This is a genomic window from Brevundimonas sp. MF30-B (genome assembly GCF_004683885.1).
Classification (GTDB): domain Bacteria; phylum Pseudomonadota; class Alphaproteobacteria; order Caulobacterales; family Caulobacteraceae; genus Brevundimonas.
This window is the reverse complement of record NZ_CP038440.1, coordinates 1,996,236-2,015,538: the sequence shown is the minus strand read 5'-3', so window position 1 is coordinate 2,015,538 and position 19,303 is coordinate 1,996,236. Positions and strand designations below refer to the sequence as shown.

At 70.7% G+C, this 19,303-nt stretch carries 18 protein-coding genes; 8 read left to right on the top strand and 10 right to left on the bottom strand.

The window, feature by feature from the left end; translation table 11 throughout:
- Window positions 1-3: 3 nt before the first annotated feature.
- The gene (locus tag E4M01_RS10205) at window positions 4-918 is read left to right on the top strand and encodes a manganese catalase family protein (RefSeq protein ID WP_135062830.1); all 915 of its coding nucleotides are present in this window, start codon (window positions 4-6) and stop codon (window positions 916-918) included.
- 117 nt (window positions 919-1,035) lie between these two features.
- Here the strand turns inward: E4M01_RS10205 and E4M01_RS10200 are convergent, their stop codons facing one another.
- Window positions 1,036-1,773 (bottom strand): Crp/Fnr family transcriptional regulator, encoded by a 738-nt coding sequence (locus tag E4M01_RS10200; RefSeq protein WP_135062832.1) that lies wholly within the window; start codon window positions 1,771-1,773, stop codon window positions 1,036-1,038.
- A 33-nt stretch (window positions 1,774-1,806) separates the two neighbouring features.
- Between E4M01_RS10200 and E4M01_RS10195 the strand changes: the two genes are divergently transcribed.
- Both E4M01_RS10195 and E4M01_RS10190 read left to right on the top strand, forming a co-directional pair.
- Window positions 1,807-2,028 carry a hypothetical protein gene (locus tag E4M01_RS10195; RefSeq protein WP_135280326.1) on the top strand — a complete coding sequence of 74 codons (222 nt, stop codon included), beginning with the start codon at window positions 1,807-1,809 and terminating at the stop codon, window positions 2,026-2,028.
- A gap of 167 nt (window positions 2,029-2,195) precedes the next feature.
- Window positions 2,196-2,477 carry a hypothetical protein gene (locus tag E4M01_RS10190; RefSeq protein WP_135062834.1) on the top strand — a complete coding sequence of 94 codons (282 nt, stop codon included), beginning with the start codon at window positions 2,196-2,198 and terminating at the stop codon, window positions 2,475-2,477.
- A 56-nt stretch (window positions 2,478-2,533) separates the two neighbouring features.
- On the opposite strand, the gene E4M01_RS10185 is transcribed toward E4M01_RS10190, so the two are convergent.
- The 3 genes from E4M01_RS10185 to E4M01_RS10180 all read right to left on the bottom strand — a co-directional run bounded on the left by E4M01_RS10185 (window position 2,534) and on the right by E4M01_RS10180 (window position 3,549).
- Window positions 2,534-3,136 (bottom strand): cysteine hydrolase family protein, encoded by a 603-nt coding sequence (locus E4M01_RS10185; RefSeq protein WP_209316114.1) that lies wholly within the window; start codon window positions 3,134-3,136, stop codon window positions 2,534-2,536.
- 66 nt (window positions 3,137-3,202) lie between these two features.
- The gene (locus E4M01_RS14330; RefSeq protein ID WP_167765333.1) at window positions 3,203-3,367 is read right to left on the bottom strand and encodes a hypothetical protein; all 165 of its coding nucleotides are present in this window, start codon (window positions 3,365-3,367) and stop codon (window positions 3,203-3,205) included.
- Entirely contained in the window at window positions 3,364-3,549 is a 186-nt protein-coding gene (locus E4M01_RS10180; protein ID WP_135062838.1) for a DUF3606 domain-containing protein, read from the bottom strand. Before E4M01_RS10180 ends, E4M01_RS14330 begins: the two co-directional genes overlap by 4 nt.
- Window positions 3,550-3,849: 300 nt before the next feature.
- On the opposite strand from E4M01_RS10180, the gene E4M01_RS14545 reads away from it, so the two are divergent.
- The 3 genes from E4M01_RS14545 (at window position 3,850) to E4M01_RS10170 (ending at window position 7,067) form a co-directional block, all read left to right on the top strand.
- Complete coding sequence (locus E4M01_RS14545) at window positions 3,850-4,215, top strand: hypothetical protein (RefSeq protein WP_245158215.1); 366 nt, start codon at window positions 3,850-3,852, stop codon at window positions 4,213-4,215.
- 4 nt (window positions 4,216-4,219) lie between these two features.
- On the top strand, window positions 4,220-6,289 hold the full coding sequence (locus tag E4M01_RS10175; protein WP_245158216.1) for a glycoside hydrolase family 65 protein: 2,070 nt from the start codon (window positions 4,220-4,222) through the stop codon (window positions 6,287-6,289).
- A gap of 166 nt (window positions 6,290-6,455) precedes the next feature.
- Window positions 6,456-7,067 carry a DNA-3-methyladenine glycosylase gene (locus E4M01_RS10170; protein WP_209316026.1) on the top strand — a complete coding sequence of 204 codons (612 nt, stop codon included), beginning with the start codon at window positions 6,456-6,458 and terminating at the stop codon, window positions 7,065-7,067.
- Between the two features lie 57 nt (window positions 7,068-7,124).
- Here the strand turns inward: E4M01_RS10170 and E4M01_RS10165 are convergent, their stop codons facing one another.
- On the bottom strand, window positions 7,125-7,850 hold the full coding sequence (locus tag E4M01_RS10165) for a ZIP family metal transporter (RefSeq protein WP_135062842.1): 726 nt from the start codon (window positions 7,848-7,850) through the stop codon (window positions 7,125-7,127).
- 400 nt (window positions 7,851-8,250) lie between these two features.
- On the opposite strand from E4M01_RS10165, the gene E4M01_RS14540 reads away from it, so the two are divergent.
- Together E4M01_RS14540 and E4M01_RS10155 are read left to right on the top strand one after the other, a co-directional pair.
- Window positions 8,251-12,162, top strand: a complete 3,912-nt coding sequence (locus E4M01_RS14540; protein ID WP_135062844.1) for a PAS domain S-box protein — start codon at window positions 8,251-8,253, stop codon at window positions 12,160-12,162.
- 230 nt (window positions 12,163-12,392) lie between these two features.
- Window positions 12,393-14,891, top strand: coding sequence for a pyrroloquinoline quinone-dependent dehydrogenase (locus E4M01_RS10155; RefSeq protein WP_135062846.1), 2,499 nt, complete (start codon window positions 12,393-12,395; stop codon window positions 14,889-14,891).
- Here E4M01_RS10155 and E4M01_RS10150 read toward each other — a convergent pair.
- From E4M01_RS10150 to E4M01_RS10130, 5 genes are read right to left on the bottom strand one after another with little or no spacing between them, the layout of a single operon-like run.
- Window positions 14,888-15,169 carry an Hpt domain-containing protein gene (locus tag E4M01_RS10150; protein ID WP_135062848.1) on the bottom strand — a complete coding sequence of 94 codons (282 nt, stop codon included), beginning with the start codon at window positions 15,167-15,169 and terminating at the stop codon, window positions 14,888-14,890. The genes E4M01_RS10155 and E4M01_RS10150 overlap by 4 nt on opposite strands.
- Window positions 15,166-16,602, bottom strand: coding sequence for a glycosyltransferase family 2 protein (locus E4M01_RS10145; RefSeq protein ID WP_135062850.1), 1,437 nt, complete (start codon window positions 16,600-16,602; stop codon window positions 15,166-15,168). Before E4M01_RS10145 ends, E4M01_RS10150 begins: the two co-directional genes overlap by 4 nt.
- Complete coding sequence (locus E4M01_RS10140; RefSeq protein ID WP_135062852.1) at window positions 16,602-17,663, bottom strand: HEAT repeat domain-containing protein; 1,062 nt, start codon at window positions 17,661-17,663, stop codon at window positions 16,602-16,604. Before E4M01_RS10140 ends, E4M01_RS10145 begins: the two co-directional genes overlap by 1 nt.
- Window positions 17,663-18,721: a YaiO family outer membrane beta-barrel protein gene (locus E4M01_RS10135; protein ID WP_167765335.1), complete on the bottom strand. Its 1,059-nt coding sequence runs from the start codon at window positions 18,719-18,721 to the stop codon at window positions 17,663-17,665. The genes E4M01_RS10140 and E4M01_RS10135 overlap by 1 nt, the downstream gene beginning before the upstream one ends.
- On the bottom strand, window positions 18,708-19,112 hold the full coding sequence (locus E4M01_RS10130; RefSeq protein ID WP_135062857.1) for a response regulator transcription factor: 405 nt from the start codon (window positions 19,110-19,112) through the stop codon (window positions 18,708-18,710). The genes E4M01_RS10135 and E4M01_RS10130 overlap by 14 nt, the downstream gene beginning before the upstream one ends.
- Window positions 19,113-19,303: the final 191 nt, after the last annotated feature.

Sequence of the window (19,303 nt, the reverse complement as noted above, 5' to 3'; positions counted from 1 at the left end):
AGAATGTTCATGCATAACAAGCGTTTGATGTACACGGTCCGCGTCGCCGAGCCCAATCCCGGCCTGGCCACCCTGATGCTGGAGCAGTTCGGCGGACCCCAGGGCGAGCTGGCGGCGGCCATGCGCTATTTCACCCAGGGCCTGGCCGACGAGGACGTGGCGCGCCGCGACCTCCTGATGGACATCGCCACCGAGGAGCTGAGCCACCTGGAGGTGATCGGTTCGATCGTCGCCATGCTCAACCGGGGGGCCAAGGGCAAGCTGGCCGAGGCCGCCGAGGAGGAAGCCGATCTCTACGCCAGCATGACCTCGGGCGGCGAAAGCCACACCACCTCCATCCTTTACGGCGGCGGGGCGGCGCTGGTGAACTCGGCCGGGGTGCCGTGGACGGCGGCCTACATCGACTCGATCGGCGATCCGGCTTGCGACCTGCGCTCCAACATCGCGGCGGAATCCCGCGCCAAGATCGTCTATGAGCGGCTGATAAACGTCACCGACGATCCCGGCATCAAGGACGCCTTGGGCTTCCTGATGACGCGCGAGGTGGCTCACCAGAAGGCGTTCGAGAAGGCGCTCTACGCCATCCCGGCCAACTTCCCGCCCGGAAAGCTGCCCGCCGATCCGGAATTCGCCGACGTCTATTTCGACATGTCGCAGGGCGAAGGCGACGCCTCGGGGCCGTGGAACACCGGCGACCAGTGGACGGTCGTGTCCGATCGCGAAGGGCAGGCGGCGGTGGACGGGGGGGATGGCCAGGCCAGTGTCGAGATGGACAGCAGGACCGGGGCCGCGGTCGAGGCCTTCGCCGCGCGCACGCAGTCCGATCCCGGCTCAGACCCGGTCACCGGCGCCGATCTTGGAGCAGGACCCGGCGCCGGGCGAACCAGCCCGCTGGGAGACCGGGAGGCCGAGAGCTGAGAGAAGGGGCCGGGGGGCGCGCCGCCAGGGCTCGCCCCCTTCGGACGGGCCCGCCCCGCGTTTCATCAAGAAGGCCCGGGCCGCTTGCGGCGAGCCCAGCGCTTCCGTCGATCGAAATCAGACCGGCGCGCGGTCCAGGCGAAGATAGGTGGGATCGAACTCGGCGAGGCGGATCAGGCGGTCACGATCGATGAACCGGACCCATCCGGCGCGCCAGGAGATCAGCTCCCGACGACGCAATTCCATGAGGGTCCGGTTGGCGTGGACGGCCGACAATCCCAGACAGTCGGCCAGCTCGTTCTGGGTCAGGGGGAATTCGAACCCGCCCGGACCGGACAGGCCGATCATGGCCAGGCGGGCCTCCATCTCGCAGAGGATATGGGCGGTCCGCCCGAGCGCATTCTGGGTGCCCATGCGGTGCAGCCACTCCCGGTGGATGGCCCCGTCGATCACCGTGTCCAGCCACAGCAGGCGCATGAGATGGGCGTGGGTTTCGGACAGCTCGACCAGGCGTGCGTGAGGCGCGGCGGCCGTGACGCAGTCGGTCAGCGCCAGGACGCCATGGTCCATCTGCTTCATCAGCAGGCTGTGCAGGTCGACGAAGTCGCCGGCCACGCCCAGCTGGGTGAAGGATCGCGCCCCGTTCTGCAGGACGCTGAAACGGGCGACCCAGCCGGACACCAGCAGTGTCGACCGCGAGGGGCGCTCGCCCGGCTGGATGATGACGCCGCCGACCGGGTGACGGCGTGGTGGCTCGAGAACATCCTCAAGGGCCCCCGCCTCGGCGGCCGAGACGACATCCCGGCGCCTGAGCTTGGCGGTGAGCGCTTCCGTCGGCGTTTGAACAGGCGTCATCCGCAGTTCACCTTGGAGCGTATCTAGTCCCTCATGGCCCATTTTCAGTATACCGTCTCGGACAGCCGCAGGATCACGTGCGTCGAGGATTCGGCCGTCGACGAGGCCGCCGCGCGCCGGGAAGCCCTCATGCTTCTGTCCGGACTGCTGAGGGATCTAGCGATCACCGGCGGCGAAGGTTCCGGATTCGTGGTGGAGGTCCACGACGCCGGCGGGGCCCTGGTCACGAGGCTGACGGCGGGCGTGACGCACTGACGGCCCCGGACTGCGGCGTCCCGCTGCCCCGAGCCGGCGTGGCCGTTTCGTGCGGCGTCGTTCCGGCGCACCGTCCGAAACCGGACGCAGGGGATCGGGAGGCCCTGCGGCGGCGCTCCGCTTCCTGATGGGACCGTGCGTTCGGCCCCCGCCGGCAGGAGGCCAGGATGTGCAGGCTTGTCGTGGAACCCTTCGACGCCGGATGGGCGGTGGCGATCGAAGGCGTAGCCAATCCGCTAGTGTACAGGAGCGGCCGCGCCGCGGAAGAGGCGGCCAGGGCTCTGGCCCTGAGACTGGCGCGACGGGGCGGGGCGGTCAGCCTGGAGGTTCGGCTGCGCGGAGGGGCCGTCGCGGGGCGCTTCATCGTGCAGGCGGAAACCGGCAAGCCCCCGGCGCCCGTCGCCGCGACGCCGCCCAGACGGCCGATTGCCGCCGCTTCCAGGGCGTAGAGGCGTCCCTTGGGCGGGGCGGGGCGGGGCCCTGTCTGCGTCTGCGGCGGGGGCGCTCAGCGCCAGGTGTCGATGATCTCGTCCGTATCGGCGGTCTCGATCTGCTGTCCGAACCGCTGGTGATACAGGCCGATCAGGCTGTCGTGGGTCGCGTCCGACGAACTGCAGACGGCGTCGGCGGCCACGATAACCCGATAGCCCAGGTCCACGGCGCCGAGCACGGACGCCAGGACGCAGACATCGGTCTCCGCCCCGCTTACCACGAGGGTGTCGACGCCCGCCCGGCTTAGGGACGCGTGCAGCGCCGTGCCGAGCCAGGGCGAATAGGTGGTCTTGTCCACCAGGCGGCCGGGCGGGCTGAAGGGCTGAAGCTCGGGGACGAGCGCGATCATCTCGGGATCGAGACGGTCGAGGGTGAGCTCGGGCCACCGCCGCCAGTAGCGGGCCCAGGCCCCGGGGGCTGTCTCCGGCGACCGGGCCGGGATAAAGCGGGTGAAGCAAATCCGATCGGGCCGATGGGCGCATAGGGCCGCGACGGCGGGCAGCACCCGCGGCATCCACGGCGTCCGCCATTCGGTGTCCTCGGCGAACAGCCTCTGCATGTCCACGCAGAGGTGCACGGCGCCGGGCGGCACCGGCCCGAACCGGAGGCCTGACATCACGCTGATCCCAGGCTTAGACGCGCTGTCCGCGAGGCGCGAGGCGCAGACGCCTCGTCCAATCCGTCAGTCATGTCCCGTCATGCCCTGTGAAGGATCGTCGGACGGCGTATCGGGATCCCGTCGTTTGTCGGCTCGGCGGGTGCGCAACATGCCCCAGAACAGGACCACGCCGAGCAGGATCGGTCCCCCCACGATCACCCAGCCCCAGGGTACGGTCGCCAGGCTCATGAACGTCGCGCCTTCAGCCGGCCGCGGACGGCCTCCGCCCCGGGCCCGACCGCCTGGACGGCTTCCTGGAGTTCCCGGACCGTCGCGTCGATGGCCTGGGTCCAGTAGCGGACTTCATGGTCCTGAGTGAGGCTGATGCGGCTTCGATCCTGAGGGCCGCGGTCGGAGGTGTCGTCGGACATGGGAGGCCTTCCACTGTGATGCGGGGATGCGCCGTAAACGCGCCCGCCGTCGGCCTGTCCCCCTGTGTCCGGCTTGCGACACGAGGGGGCTCCTCCTGCCCTGCGGTCCGCCTCCTGGACCGTCGAGGGTTGGATGCCGGACATTCGCGGGCGGTCGGGAACGGGGCGGCCGGACAGGCCTTTGACTCGCAGGAGGACCGCGATGCTTGTCGACACGCGCAGGACGTCAGGGGCGCGGAGCGCCGGTTGGGTTCCCAGCCTCGAGGGCGGCTGCCGTGGTCGCAGCCGGGGTCGGAGCGGGTGAGACCGTCCGATCCCGACACCTGTCGCAGAGCGCTCCATGAGATCAGGGAGATCGCCGCCGTCGCGGCCCTCGAGAACAGCCGGATGACGGAGCAGGAGGCGCTCCAGGCCATGTCCGCGATCGCCGACTGGGTCGAGGAGACGGCGCCGGGCGCTAGGGCGGACTGTGGCGATGTCATCCGGCGGATCAGCGACCTCACGGCGCGGACGGATTTGGAAGCGCTTGATGATCGGTCGGCCCTCGACCTGTTCGCCCGTGTGCTCGAAGCCCTCCTGGGGGATCGGTCGGCGGACACGGCCGGGCCAGGCGGCGAGAGAACGGGCGAGGGGCCGGGCGCCGCCCGTTCGGCCTCGGGCGGCTGACGGCGTGGACGGCCCCCTCAGCCCCCCGGAGGCCCTCGGGCCGCGCGACGGCGATCTGCCCGCTTATCTGAGCAACGGGCTGGTGGGGCTGCGGGTGCGCGAACAGCCCCTGCAGCCCGGGATGATGATCGTCAGCGGCTTCGCCGGCGAACACCCCGAGCGCCGGGTGGAGGCCGCGGCGGCGGCGCCCTATCCCCTGGCGGGGGATCTCGCGCTGAATGGCGTCTGGCTCAGCGATCAGCCCTCGAGCGTGTCCGACCTGCGGCAGGCCTGCGACTTCGCCACCGGCGAGCTGACGACTGCGTTCCGTTACGCGGCATCGGGCGTGACGGCCGAGGTCACGGTGCTGACGTTCGCCAGCCGGACCGCGCCGTCCGTGATCCTGCAGTCGGTGACGGTCGAGGTGGATCGGGCCTGCGACCTGGCGCTGCGCGCCCTGGTCGAGATATCGGGCGTGCGGGGCCGGGCGGCGCGCCGCCGCACCGACGCGCCGGGCGAGCCGGACCCCGTGTGCGACGGATCCCTGCTCTGGGAGGCCGAGGGGAGGCTCAGCACCTGCGGCCTGGCTCTGGTCACGGCGCTCGAGGGCGCCCGGGCCCAGCGATCCGTGGAGACCTGGGACGCGTCCGGCCCGCTTCGAACCGAATACCGCCTGCGGGCCCGCTCGGATCGGCCGGTGACGCTCCGGCAGATGGCGGGCGTCCTGCCCTCCGTGGTCCACGACCGGCCCGACGAGGAAGCGGTGCGGCGCGTGGCGCGCGCCCGCGCGACGGGATTCGACACGCTGAGGGCGCGCAACCGCGACGCCTGGGCGGAAATCTGGAAGGGCCGGATCGTCGTTCACGGCGCAGCGCCCGGGCATCAAGCCCTCGTCGACGCAGCCGTCTACTATCTCAGCGCCTCGACCCATGAGGCGTCTCCCGCCGCCACATCCATCTTCGGCCTCGCGACCTGGCACGACTACACCTACTATTTCGGCCACGTCATGTGGGACATCGACGCCTTCTGCGTCCCGCCGCTTCTCTTCCTCCAGCCGGAGGCGGCCCGCGCCCTCCTTGATTTCCGCACGCGGGGCCGGTCGGCGGCTGGAGCCATCGCCCGGCTGTCCGGGCGCCAGGGGCTGCAGTTCCCGTGGGAGGCTGCGCCCCTTTCGGGCCAGGAGGCCTCGCCGGGCGCCGGGGACGGCGCGGCCCACGAGGATCACGGATCGCTGCATACGGCGCGGGCGTTCGGCCTTTTCGCCGACGTCACCGGCGACGCGGCCTTCCTGGACGAGGCGGCCTGGCCTGTGCTGTCCGGCGTCGCCGACTGGATCGTCAGCCGCGTGACACGCACTGCGCGCGGGTTCGAAATCCTGCGGGCCACCGGGCCGGCGGAGGTGCCCGAGCCGCCGGACAATGACGCCTTCACCCTGATGGCGGCGGGCCAGGTGCTGCGGCGGGCCATCCGTGCGGCGGAGCAGACCGGCCGGACCGCGCCCGACGCCTGGCGCATCACGGCCGAGGCCCTGTACCTCCCGGTCCGGGCGGACGGGGTGATCGCCGCCCATGACGGCTTCCGGATCACCGAGCCCAAGGGCGCCACGCCTTCGCCGCTGGCCGGCCTATTCCCCTACGACCATCCGGCCAAGGAACGGGAGCGGCGCGCGACCCTCGACTTCTACCTGAAGCACTGGGCCGACTATGTCGGCGCGCCGATGTTCCCGGCCTTCTACACGACCTGGGCGGCGATGGCGGGCGATCGCGATCTGGCGCTGAGGCTGTTCGAGGAAGGCTACGCCGCCTATGACGCGGACCGCTTCCACCAGTGTCTGGAGTACCGCCCGGACCATCCGGACAGCGTGACGGCGGCCGGGCCCTTTTTCGCCAATCTCGGGGGCATGCTCATGGGCCTCATGTTCGGGCTGACAGGCCTGGTCGTGGACGACGGCGACCCCGCCGCCTGGCCGCGTCGACCGGTCGTCCTGCCGAAAGGCTGGACGGCCATCGAGATTGGCCGCGTCTGGGCCAGGGGGAGGCCGATGCGCCTCATCGCCCGCCACGGCGCCGACCGGGCCGAGCTTACCCCGCTGTGATGGGCACGCCGCCTCGGCTCTCCGTCCCATTCGAGGCGGACGTCCAGCCGCCCGGGCGACCCGCCGGGGCGCGGCCTGCGCCCCTTGGTCTGGAGGGGTGGGGTCTCCAGGAGGCCGCGGTGTCGTCGCGTGACCGCGCGACGGCGGACCAGTGGGCGCCGCAGACATGACGACAGACATCGCCTGTGACGCCGGGCCCCCGGGGCCGGCGATGGTGCAGGCGGACTTCCATGCGCCCGCGGAGACCCTGGCCCGCGAACTGATCGGCGCCGAGCTGCTGGTCGGCGGCGTCGGAGGGCGCATCGTGGAGACCGAGGCCTACGACGCGCGCGACCCGGCCTCGCACAGTTTCCGAGGTCCCACGGCGCGCAACGCCCCCATGTTCGGACCGCCGGGGCGGGCCTATGTCTACCGCATCTACGGCCTCCACTGGTGTTTCAACATCGTCTGCGACGCCGCCCGCCCGGGCAGCGCCGTCCTGATCCGTGCGCTGGCGCCGACGCGAGGGCTGGAGGTCATGCAGGACCGCCGCCGCATGCCACGGGTAGGGGGGCTCTGCTCGGGGCCCGGCAAGCTGTGCCAGGCGCTGGCCATCGACGGGCGGCTGAACGGCGCGCCGGTGACGGCCGCGCCCTTCACCCTGGTCCGCCCCGCCCGGCCGGTCGCGGCGGTGCAGGGGCCTCGGGTCGGTATAACGGCCGGGGCGGAAACCCCTTGGCGCTTTGTCGAGGCCGGGTCGCCTTTCCTCAGCCGTCCCCTGCGTGAGGCGCCGACCTGATGGGATGAACCTGGCCCTGTCGGCGAGGGCTGATGGCCTGGCCGTCGAGGCCGGACGTCAGCCTTCGGCGGACATGACATAGGCGGCCAAGGCAATGAACCCTACGAAAAAGGCCGTGGTCGTCGTCGGCGAGTTGACGCTGTCGTTGCCGCGCAGGAGCAGTTCTTCCGCAACCAGATACAGCAGGGCGGCGAGGGCGAACGCCAGGGCGGCCGTCTGCGTGGCCGGGCCGGCGCCGGACAGGGCCAGCCCGCCCAGGCCGGCGCCGGCCGCGAGCGCCAGGGCGATGAGGCTGGTGAACGCCAGGCTTCGCCAGGGCCGCAGCTTCAGCGCCAGAAGCTCGGAGGCGACCGACATGTTGAGCACAAAGAGTTCGATGCCCAGGCCGACGAGCACCAGGACCGCCAGTTCCGGCCGCACTGCGAAGGCGGCGCCGATCAGAACGCCGTCTATGAAGGTGTCGATTCCGGCCGCCGCCACGAACCCCGTCGCCGCGCCGGCGCCGCGCGGCGTCTGAAAGCGGCGCAGGAAGGTCTTCATCGCCACCATGAAGGCGGCTCCGGCCGTCAGGCCCCCGACAGCGGCGGGCAGGTGATCGATCTCCCGGATCTCATAGGTCACGCTGAAGGCGATCACCGCCAGCAACACGCCGGCGGCGAGATGTTCGATGTGCGCGCGCACCGTCTCGCCGGGCGGGCGCAGGAGCGGGATCGCCCCCGCGATGACGCCCGCCAGAACGGCGGGAGCGACCGAGAGCATGGGGGCGTAGACCTGTTCGGGCAACTCCCGTCTCCGTGGTCGTGGGCTCGGCCCTGGGGGCCGTCTCGCCCGAGCCGGCGGCTCCGTCATCGTGCATCGATGGGCGAGCTGGGCCGTTCCGTCAGGCTGGCTCCGCATGTGAACGGTTTTTCAGAGGAAGGCAAAGGCCGCTCGCCGAGGCGGCGGCAATGGGCGATGCAGGGGCGCTGCGATCGAAGGGGGATGCGGCGGGCCTGTGACCGACCCCGGACTCTGGGGAACCTGCGACGTCCGCGCTTGCGGATCGCCGGTCGAGCGCTGAAGGTGAGGCGGTTGCGGAGCGACGGCACTGGCCAGTCCGCGGCGCCATGGGCTTTTGTGAAGCCTTTCGCCGCCCGCCGGCATTTAGCGTCCGGTCCCAGGTCGCAATGGTGAGGAGCACGCCTTGGAGAACGGTCGGGAGCAGGGCAGGAGTGACGCCGACATCTCGTCGGATTGGGGCTGCCTGGCGTCGAGCGACAGCGGGATGGCGGGCCTCATCCGCACGTACGACTGGGCGTCGACTCCCGCCGGGGCCGTCGAAACCTGGCCGACCGCCCTGAGGACCGCCGCCAGCCTGATCCTCGCCGCGCCCATCCCCATGGTCCTGCTCTGGGGAGAGGAGGGCGTGATGATCTATAATGACGCCTATTCGGCCCTGGCCGGCGCCCGGCATCCCGGGCTCCTGGGGTCCAACGTCCGCGAGGGCTGGCCGGAGGTGGCGGCCTTCAATGACCATGTGATGACGGTCGGGCTGTCCGGGGAGACCCTGTCCCTGAAGGACCAGGAGTTCACCCTGTTTCGCGAGGGTCGGGCCGAACAGGTCTGGTTCGACCTCAACTACTGGCCCGTGATGGGCGACGACGGGCGGCCGGCGGGGGTCATGGCGACGGCGGTGGAGACCACGGCGCGCGTCGAGGCCGACCGCCAGCGCGCCGTAGCCGCCGAACACCTGGAGATGGCCTTGTCCGCCGGCAACGGCATAGGCGCCTGGGACTGGGACGTGCCGGCCGACCGCATCACTGCGGACGAGCGTTTCGCCCGCCTCTACGGGGTCGATCCCGACAGGGCGCAGGCGGGCGCCCCGATCGTCGAATTCTTCGGCGCCATCCATCCTCAGGACCTCGACCGCGTCAGGGCCGAGATCGACGAGGCCTTGAGGACGGGCGGAATCTTCATCTCCGAATACCGGCTGACCCAGCCAGGCGGCGATGTCCGCTGGGTCGCCGCTCAGGGCCGCGCGATCCTCTCGCCGGAGGGCCAGGCGGAGCGCTTCTCGGGCGTGAGTTTCGACGTGACCGGCCGCCGCCGCATGATGGAGGCTTTGCGGGACAGCGAGGAGCGCTATCGCGCCCTGTTCGGCGAAAGCACGACCGGCCTGTGCATCATCGAGATGAAGTTCGAAGACGGGCGGCCGGTCGACTACATGATCGTCGAAGGCAACGCCGCCTTCGAGCGCCTGACCGGACTGGGCCACGTGGACGGCCGATGGGTGTCGGAGGTGGCGCCGGGCCTGGAGCAGCACTGGTTCGACCTCTACGGCGGGGTGGCGCTCACCGGAGATCCGGTCCGGTTCGAGAACCCCGCCGACAGTTTCGGCCGCTGGTACGATGTCCAGGCGATGCGGATCGGGGCGCCGGAGGCGCGGCGGGTCGCGATCCTGTTCAACGACATCACCGCGCGCAAGGCGTCGGAGCTGCGCCACCAGGTGCTCCTCGACCTCAACGACGCCATTCGCGACCTGACCGATCCCGCCGAGATCGCCCAGGCCTCCGCCGCCCTTCTGGCCCAGGCCCTTCAGGTGAGCCGGGTCGGCTATGGGGTGATGGACACCGCGGCGGAGACCATCACCATCGAGCGCGACTATAACGCCCCGGGCGTCGACAGCCTCGCCGGCGTGATCCATTTCCGGGACTTCGGCGACTATATCGAGGATCTGGCGCGCGGAGAGGTCGTGGTGTTCGACGACGCCGGCGCCGACCCGCGCGTGAAGGACGGCGGCGTCGCCCTCGACGGCATCAGCGCGAGAGCGCTCATCAACCTGCCGCTGATCGAGCAGGGGGAGGTGGTCGCCCTCTTGTTCGTCAATCACGCCAACGCGCGGCGCTGGACCGAGGACGACGTGGCGCTCGTGCGCGAGGTGGCAGAGCGAGTCCGGACGGCGACCGAGCGCGCGCGGGCCGGCGCGGCCTTGCGCCGCAACGCCGAACGCCTGCGTTTCCTCGACGCTCTCAACGTCGAGGTCTCGAAGCTGTCGGGCGCCGACGAAATCCTGGCCGTGACGACCCGGATGACCGCCGAACACCTCGCGGTCGCCAACTGCGCCTACGCCGACATGGACGCCGACCAGGACGGTTTCACCATCCGGGGCGACTGGGCCGAGCCGGGTATGGCGAGCATTGTCGGCCACTACAGGCTGGCGGACTTCGGCGCCTTGGCGGTGAAGGAGCTGGGGGCCCGCCGGCCGCTGGTCATCAACGACAATCTCACCGAGCTGGCGCCGGAGGAGGCGGCGACCTTCCAGGCCATCGGCATCGGCGCAACCATCTGCATGCCGCTCGTCAAGGCCGGGCGGCTTACGGCGCTCATGGCGGTCCACCACCGGGGTCCGCACAGGTGGACGGCGGACGAGCTCGAGACCATCCGAGAGGTGACGGAGCGGTCCTGGGCCCATGTGGAGAGAGCCAGGGCGGAGGCCGAACTGCGCGAGAGCGAAGGCCGGTTCCGCAACATGGCCGACCATGCGCCGATGATGATGTGGGTCACCGATCCGTCCGGGGCCTGCACCTATCTGAACCGGACTTGGCACGCCTTCACCGGACAGACGCAGGGGGAGCCCGAAGGCTCCGGATGGCTGGACGCCGCCCATCCGGAGGACAAGGCGCGCGCGCAGGAGACGTTCCGGTCCGCCCGTGCGGCCCGTCGACCGTTCGCGATGGAATACAGGCTCCGTCGCGCGGACGGGGTCTTCCGCTGGGTCATCGACGCCGCCAGTCCGCGCTTCGACGCTGCAGGCGAGTTCCTGGGCCATGTCGGATCCGTTATCGACATCGACGAGCGTCGGGAGGCGGAGGACGCCCTTCGGGCCACGGAAGCCGCCCTGCGTGAACTGAACGCCACCCTGGAGGCGCGGGTCGAGGAGCGGACCTACGACCTCCAGGCGGCTCACGAGAGCCTGCGCCAGATTCAGAAGATGGAGGCGGTCGGCCAGCTGACGGGCGGCATAGCCCACGATTTCAACAATCTGCTCGCCGGCATTTCGGGCAGCCTGGAGCTCCTGTCCAAGCGCCTCTCCGAGGGGCGCCTGGGCGGGATGGAGCGCTATATCGACGCGGCCCAGGGGGCGACCCAGCGGGCGGCGGCCCTGACCCAGCGGCTGCTCGCCTTTTCGCGTCGGCAGACCCTGGACCCCAAGCCCGTCGACCTCAACGGGCTGATCGCCGGCATGGACGACCTTGTCCGGCGCAGCATCGGTCCGGAAATCGAGCTGTTGGTCGAGGGCGCGGCCGGCCTGTGGCTCACCAAGGCGGACCCTTCGCAGCTGGAGAACGCCCTGCTCAACCTATGCATCAACGCCCGGGACGCCATGGCCCCGGGAGGAGGGCGGCTGATCATAGAGACATCGAACCTGACTCCGGGGCGCCCGGACGGGCGCGACCGGCTCGAGGGAGACCATGTCCGCCTGCGCGTCACCGACACGGGCGCGGGCATGGCGCCGGACATCCAGGCCCGGGTGTTCGATCCCTTCTTCACCACCAAGCCGCTGGGCCAGGGGACGGGGCTGGGCCTGTCGATGGTCCATGGGTTCGTCCACCAGTCCGGCGGGCGGATCGAGGTCGAGTCCGCGGTCGGGAGGGGCACGACGATGAGCCTGTATCTGCCCCGCTACTTCGGCGAGGCCGATGAGGACGCCGAACCCGTCCATCCGGCGCCCGCGCACGCCGGCCGAGGCGAGACGGTGCTGGTCGTCGACGACGAGGAGACCGTGCGCATGCTCGTCGCGGAGGTGCTTGGCGAGGCCGGCTACCAGGTGATCGAGGCCCCGGACGGGGCGGCCGGGCTCGACATCCTGCGCTCTCGGCGCCGCATCGATCTCCTGATCTCCGATGTGGGGCTGCCCGGCGGCCTGAACGGCCGGCAGGTGGCCGACGCGGCGAGGGAGGCTCGCCCCGATCTGAAGGTCCTGTTCATCACGGGCTATGCGGAAGAGGCGGCCGCCGTCGGCGACGGGCGGCTCGCGCCTGGCATGGCCGTCATGACCAAACCCTTCGCCATGACCGAGTTGACCCAGAGGGTGCACGACCTGGTCGGCGCCTGACCGGACGTCCGGGCGCCGACGGCCGGGCGGCGCCAGGCCGGCCCGTCCGCCGCCCGCGTGAACGGACCATCGACCCCCGCCGGTCAATCCTTCCGGTGGGGGAGGCCTGAGGCGCGCCAGCGCAGCGTCCCGGGCGGCTGGGTCGGACTGCGGCATTGCGTCCAGCAACCCCCTGGCCGCCAAGGCGTAGTCCTGATCGGGAGGCCGTGCGGCCGAGCGGAGGGCGGCCTATGGCGAGTTCGAGGCATGCGGTGTGGACCAGCCGGGCCTGGCGCTGGATCTTCCTGGCCTTTGCGGCGCTTCTGGGCCTTCTGGGCGCGGCCATGGCGGTCCTGGGCGTCTGGCTGATCGGCCTTGGCGGCACGGCCTACTATTTCCTGGCCGGCGTCGGGCTCTTGGCCGGCTCGGTCTTCGCCTGGCGCGGTCGCTCGCGGATCGCCCTGGGCCTCTTTGGCCTGGTGCTCGCCGCTTCGGCGGTTTGGTCCCTGGCGGAGATCGGCGGCAAGGGCTGGCTGCCGGCCTGGGGCGTCGACCTGGCCGGCCGGGTCGGGCTGCTGGCCGCGCTCACGATCGGCGCCGCCGTCAGCCGGGTGATGGGCAGCCCCCGCTGCGGAAGGGCCTCGCGCCGCCTCGCGGCCGGAGGGATGGCGGGCCTGGCGGCGGCCTTGGCGGGCCTCGTCGCCTTTAGCTGGGAACGGCCGACGTCTCCCGGCTCGGCCTTCCGGGCCGCCGTCCCGTCCGGATCGCCGGAGGCGGGCGCCGACTGGCTGGCCTATGGCGGCACCAACGCCGGCCGCCGCTACTCCGGCCTGGCGCAGATCACCGTCGACAATGTCTCGGGGCTCGAGGAAGCCTGGTCATTCCGCAGCGGAGATCTCAATCCGAGCGAGGGCCGCGTGTTCTATTCTTCCCAGAACACCCCGATCAAGGCGGCGGACCACCTCTACCTCTGCACCCCCTCCAGCCGCGTGTTCGCCCTGGACCCCGGCTCCGGCGAGGTGCGCTGGAGCCACGACCCCGCGGTCGAGCCCCGGCATATGGAGTCCCTCTTCACCGCGGCCTGTCGGGCCGTGGCCTACCACGACGACGGCGCGCCCGAAGCGAGGCCGGAGGCCATCGCCCGCATGCCCGCGGCGGCGGGCGTCCGCGGCCCCGTCCCGCGCGACGGCGCCCGATGCCATCGCCGCGTCTTCGTCGCCACGGCCGACGGGCGGCTGATCGCCCTGGACGCGGTGGGCGGGTTCGTCTGTCGGGACTTCGGCGCGGACGGGACCGTCGACATGACGGCGGGGATGGGGCTGCGCGAGCCAGGTTTCGCTTCCAACACCTCGGGCGCGACGGTGGTCGGCGACCGCCTGATCCTGGGCCAGCAAGTCAGCGACAACCAGCGGCGCGATGCGCCCTCGGGCGTGGTCCGCGCCTATGACGCCAGGTCGGGGGCTTTGCTGTGGGCCTGGGACGCCCTGCGGCCCGATGCGCGCGAAGCCCTGGCCCCGGGAGAGATTTATCCGCGGGGCACGCCTAATGTCTGGAACGTCATCTCGGCGGACGAGGCGCTGGGACTGGCCTTCCTGGCCACGGGCAATGCGGCCGCGGATCAGTGGGGCGGCAACCGGTCGGCCGAGGAGGAGCGTCACACGGACGCCGTGGTGGCGGTGGATCTCGAGACCGGCGCGACGCGCTGGGTCTACACCACGATCAGCCACGACCTCTGGGACTACGACCTGGGCGCCCAGCCCATGCTGGTCGACGTCGTCATCGACGGCGCGCCGCGCCGCGCGGTGATGCAGGCCAGCAAGACCGGCAATCTGTTTCTGCTGGACGCGGCCACCGGGACCCCGCTCCGGCCCGTCGAACAGCGCCCGGTCCCGCAGGGCGCCGCGCCCGGGGACTGGGTCGCGCCGACCCAGCCCCAGTCGGTGTTCTATCCCAATGTCGGCGGCGTGCCGGGACGGGAGCCGGAGCGGATAGACGCGCGGTCGGCTTTCGGGCTCACGCCGGTCGATGCGGCCCTCTGCCGCATCAGCTTCCACCGGCATCGCTACGAGGGCATGTTCACGCCGCCGACCGTGGACCAGGCGGGGACCCTGCTGTTCCCCGGAACGGTCGGCGGGCCGAACTGGGGCGGGCTCGGCTTCGATCCGGAGCGACGGCTGATCATCAGCAACAACTCCCGCCTTCCCAACCTGATCGTCCTGCACCCGCGCGACGAAGTCCGCGACGTGCCCGTGGGCTCGGGCGGGGCTCGTCCCGACCAGGCGGTGGCCCCGCACTCCGGCACGCCGTTCGGGGTCACGCGGCCGATCTGGTGGTCGCCCCTCAAGGTCCCGTGCCTTTCGCCGCCCTGGGGCTACATCACCGCCACCCATATCGACACCGGAGAGATCATTTGGTCCAGGCCCCTGGGCACGGGTTTCGACGTGGGACCGCTCGGCCTGCCGACCTTCCTGAAGATCGCCCTGGGCACGCCGAACCTGGGCGGGCCGCTGGTCACCGCGGGGGGGCTGACGTTCATCGGCGCGGCCCAGGACGACTTCCTGCGCGCCTTCGAGACGGAAACCGGGCGGCTGGTCTGGGAGGCGCGCCTGCCGGCGGGGCCCCAGGCCGGCGCCATGACCTATGAGCACGAGGGCCGGCAGTATGTCGCCATCACCGCGACCGGCCATGGTCGGTTCGAGACCACGCCGGGGGACCATCTCCAGGTCTTCAGCCTCCCGCAAAATCCCTAGCGCGCGCCGCTGCGGTCGGGGTCGCGGAGCGCTTCGAGCGCTCGAGAGAGCGCCTCCAGATCACCCCGAGAGGGCATGACGCCCTCGCTGCGCGCCATGTCGATCCGGGCCGCTGTCTCACCGAGCTCGACAAAGCCGAATGAACCGGCGATTCCGGCCAGCCGGTGGACGAGCCGGTCCAGCTCCTCGCCCGCGAGGCCAGCCGTCAGGCGATCATGATCCTCGCGACAGCGGTCGAGGAACCGGCGCTTCAAGGCGGCGAGAGGATCGGTACTCATGGCGCAGGCGCTCCGGGCGCCTGAGCAAAGCCCTTGCGCGTCATCGTGCCCCAGGACTGGCTGCGCCTGAGATACTGCCACACGCCGCGCAGCCGCCAGATGTTGTTGATTTGGCGGTAGCCGAAGTTCTCGAGCACCGCCGCCGCCGTGAGCAGGACGAGGTCGCGCGCTCGGGGAAAACGCCGCAGTTCCGATTCCTCGAGGGCCAGGGCGCCGACCGAGATCACCACGCCGAAGGTGAAGCTGACCGCCAAAAAGGCCAGAAGATACGGGGTGGAGAGAAGACCGGCGGCCCAGAACAGCGGTATGAGCAGGTACCCGAGGAGCTCGACGATCGGTCCCAGCACGTCGACCAGCAGGATGTAGCCGAATCCCACGATCCCGACACGGCCGTATCTCGGCTTGACCAGCATGTCGCGATGACGCTCGAAGGTTTCCAATGCGCCGCGGTGCCATCGCGCCCTCTGTCGGCCGAGGACGCGCAGATCCTCGGGCGCCTCCGTCCAGCAGACCGGCTCAGGCACGAAGGCGACGCGATATGGCAGACGCTTGTCGCGCATCAGCCTATGCAGTTTGACGACGAGCTCCATGTCCTCCCCGACGGTGCCGTGCGTATAGCCGCCGACCTCGATGACGCGGGCGCGCCGAAACAGGCCGAAGGCGCCCGAGATGATGGTGAGAGCGTTGATCCGGCTCCAGGCCAGCCGCGCCATGAGGAAGGCGCGAAGGTATTCTACGGTCTGCAGCAGCGCCAGGATATTGCGGGGCGGCCGAACCTCTAGGACTCGTCCATGGGAGATGGTGCAGCCGTTGGCGATGCGGACCGTGCCGCCGACGGCGACGGTCCGCTCCGGATCCTCGACGAAGGGTTTCACCGCCCGAAGCAGGGCGTCCGGCTCCAGCAGGGAGTCCGCATCCATGGAGCAGAAGATCGGCGCCCTGGAGACATTGATGCCGGCGTTCAGAGCGTCGGCCTTGCCGCCGTTCTCCTTGTCGATGACCACCAGACGCGGCTGGTGGGCGGCGCTGTAGACTCCGCGGATGGGCGCATGCGGGATGGCGAGATCGTAGTGGCGATCGACGGGGCTGAGTTCGAAGGTGTCGATCAGGACCTGCAGGGTCTCGTCGTGAGACCCGTCATTGATGACGATGATCTCGAAGCTGGGATAGTGGAGCGATAGAAGTGAGCGCACGCTTTGCGCGATGGTCATCGCCTCATTGAAGGCCGGCGCGAGCAGGGCGATGGGCGGCGCCGCTTCCGCGTAACGGCGCCACAGCAGCCCGCCCGACGCGGCGGGCGGGGTCTGGATCAAGGCGGCGGCGGCCAGGGCCAGCTGGACGAGGTACAGGGCGTTCTGGAGCAGTCCCGTGCCGATCACGAAAAGCGATATGATTTCGGCCGCGCGCTGCAGTCCCTCGACGACGATCCCCATCAGGCGGCCTTGGGCCTCGGTCCGTGCTCCGCCAGGACCATGGAGGCGGTCCGGCGAGCGATGCTGCAGCCCTCCGCGAGGCTGCGGTGAAGCTGGGCGCGCCCTGGCTCGCCCAGGGCCCACAGCGCCTCTCCGGCGCGAAAGCGGACCCACCACATCGGATCTCCCAGCTGATCCGCCAGCCGCGGAATCGCGGCGCGCAGGCCGATGCGGCCCGAGGCTTCGCAGGCGGCTGATCGAACCATCCACACGGGGTCCTCAAGCCCTTCCAAGACAGCAGGCTGGGCGGCGGGGTGACCGAGCGCCGCCAAGCCCCTCAAGGCGGCGATGCGAAGCTCCGTGTCGGCTGCGCGGGCCGCCAGACACAGGGTCTCCAGCACCCTGTAGTCTCCGCTGCGGCCCAGAGCCTCGGCCAGGACCAGACGCCCCTCGCTCGCCAAGGCAGGCCCAGCGAAGGCCTCAAGCCCCGCGAGAGGATCCGCCTGGACGATCGAGCCGATCAGCGGGGCGTAGACAAGGGACTCAGAGCCGCCCCGGCGCCCGAGGTCGTCCAAGACGGTCTCAAGGTCTGGCGGAGCGCCGAGATCGATCAAGGACCTCATGAGGCTTGCGCGCAGTTCCACGGAGCGCGTGCTGTCGAGGGCGCGCCGCAGGGTGACTGCGGTGTCTCGGCCGGGGAAGATCGACAGCGCTTCGGCCGCCGCCAGCCTCCCGGCCAGGGAACCGCGCGACAGCCGTTGTTCGAAGGACCGCTGAACGCCGAAGGCGTCGAGGACGCGGATCAGTCTGTCGCGCTCCGCTCCGCGGACCAGAGCCATGACCCCGAGCAGGGCTTCGGCCATCGTCCGCGCGCGCTGCCGGACGCTCCGCAGGCGCCCGATCGCGTCTCCCGAGCCGGCCATGATGTCGAGAAAGGCCTGGTGGATAAGGCGTCGGTTCCGTTCGCGCCGCGCCGCGGACCGCTCGCGAAAGACGCGCGCCATGATCAGGGCGGCCATCCAGGCCAGGGCGAAGGCCGCGAGCGCGACCGACAGGGTCCAGATGAACTGCAGACCGCTCATCAGAACCGCCAGCCGAGGCCGACCGCCATCTCCCTGCGCGCGTAGGCGCCGCGATCCTCGGAGAGATGGCCGACGCGCAGCATCAGCCGGTCCGACAGGCTCAGATCGAACCCCGCGCTCCAGGACGTCACATCCGCCGTGACGCCTTCCGAAGTCTCGGGGGCGTCCGACAAGCCGGTCCGGAGGGCCAGACGCCCGGTCGCCTGCCAACGCGCCTGGACCGAATAGCCCTGGCGGGGCTCGCCGGCCTCATCGCGCACGTTGATCCAGCGCGCCCAGACCTGGAGCCGGTCGCCGGCCAGGTCCGCGGCGAAGCCCGGATGGATCCCCGTCACCACGCCGGAGCCGTACCGGGACGCTGACGCTTCAAGGGTGACCGCCAAGCCAGATGCGACAGTCACCCGGCCGCCGCCGGCCACGGCGATTTCGGCCCGATAGTCGGCCGACGGGGCGCCGCCGATAGAGACCCAGGCCGAACCGCCGGTGAGGCGGCGATCCGCGCGGGCCTCGAGATAGGCGTCGGTGTCCTTGAAGCGCCGTGTGATCTCCAGACCGCCGCCTGCCGTCCATGACGCTCCGATCGCGCGGGACGCCGACAGTCGCGCTTCGGTCCAGTCGGGCAGGCCGCCTGTCAACCGGCTTCGTGCGGCGGACAGGTCGATCCGCCACATCGGCCCCGCCTTCAGGGCGTCCGCAAGGGCGAGGGCGTCCGGATGCCCAGGAGCCAGACTCAGGGCGTGGTCGACGCTTCTGCGCGCGGCTTCGAGGTCCCCCTGGTGTCGTCTGGCGCGCGCCAGGCCTATATGGGCGTCGACATAGTCCGGGGCCCGGGCGATCACATCCTTGAACGCCGTCCCGGCGTCTTCCGAGACACCCATCGCCAGCAGAGCGAGTCCGAGGTTGAGCCGGGCGTCGACATCGTCGGGACGCGACGCGAGGACGTGCTGCAGCTTGGGGACCGCCGCCGCAGCACGTCCGGCAAGCCTGTCGGCCACCGCCGAAGCGTAAAGCGTCTGAAGATCGGGCTGAACGACGGCGGCCGGCTCAAGCACGATCACGGATGCCTCCCCCTTCCGGCCGAACATCGTGCAGCAGGCGCCGGACCCGCGCACTCAGCTCGTCGGGAATGAAGGGCTTGACCAGATAGTCCGCCGCGCCGAGTTGAAGGGCGCCGACGACGTCCTGATCGCGTCGCAACGCCGTAAGCATGATGATCGGAGCGTCGGTCAGGCGGCCCGTCTTCAGCCGCCGCAACAGTTCAAACCCGTCCATGACCGGCATCAGGGCATCGAGAACGATGAGGTCCGGCTGGTGTTCGGCGATGGCGGCGAGGGCCTCGCCGCCGTCCTCGGCGGTCACCACGTCGTAACCGTCCGCTGACAGGCGGTGCACCAGCAGGGCGCGGAGCAGGGGGTCATCGTCGGCGATCAGGATGGTCCGCGCAGCCATGGGCCGTTTTACTCCACACTCAGCCCCCAACGCAGGGTGGCCCCGCCGGGGTTAAGCAATGCCTACGCTGACATCCGCATTGACGATTCCGGCGCTGCGCGTCCGCCGGATCGGGAAAGAGACACGCCCCGTGAAGACTGCATCCACGGATCTCCGCCCGGCCCCGGACTCTCGCCAGAGTTTCTCAGACC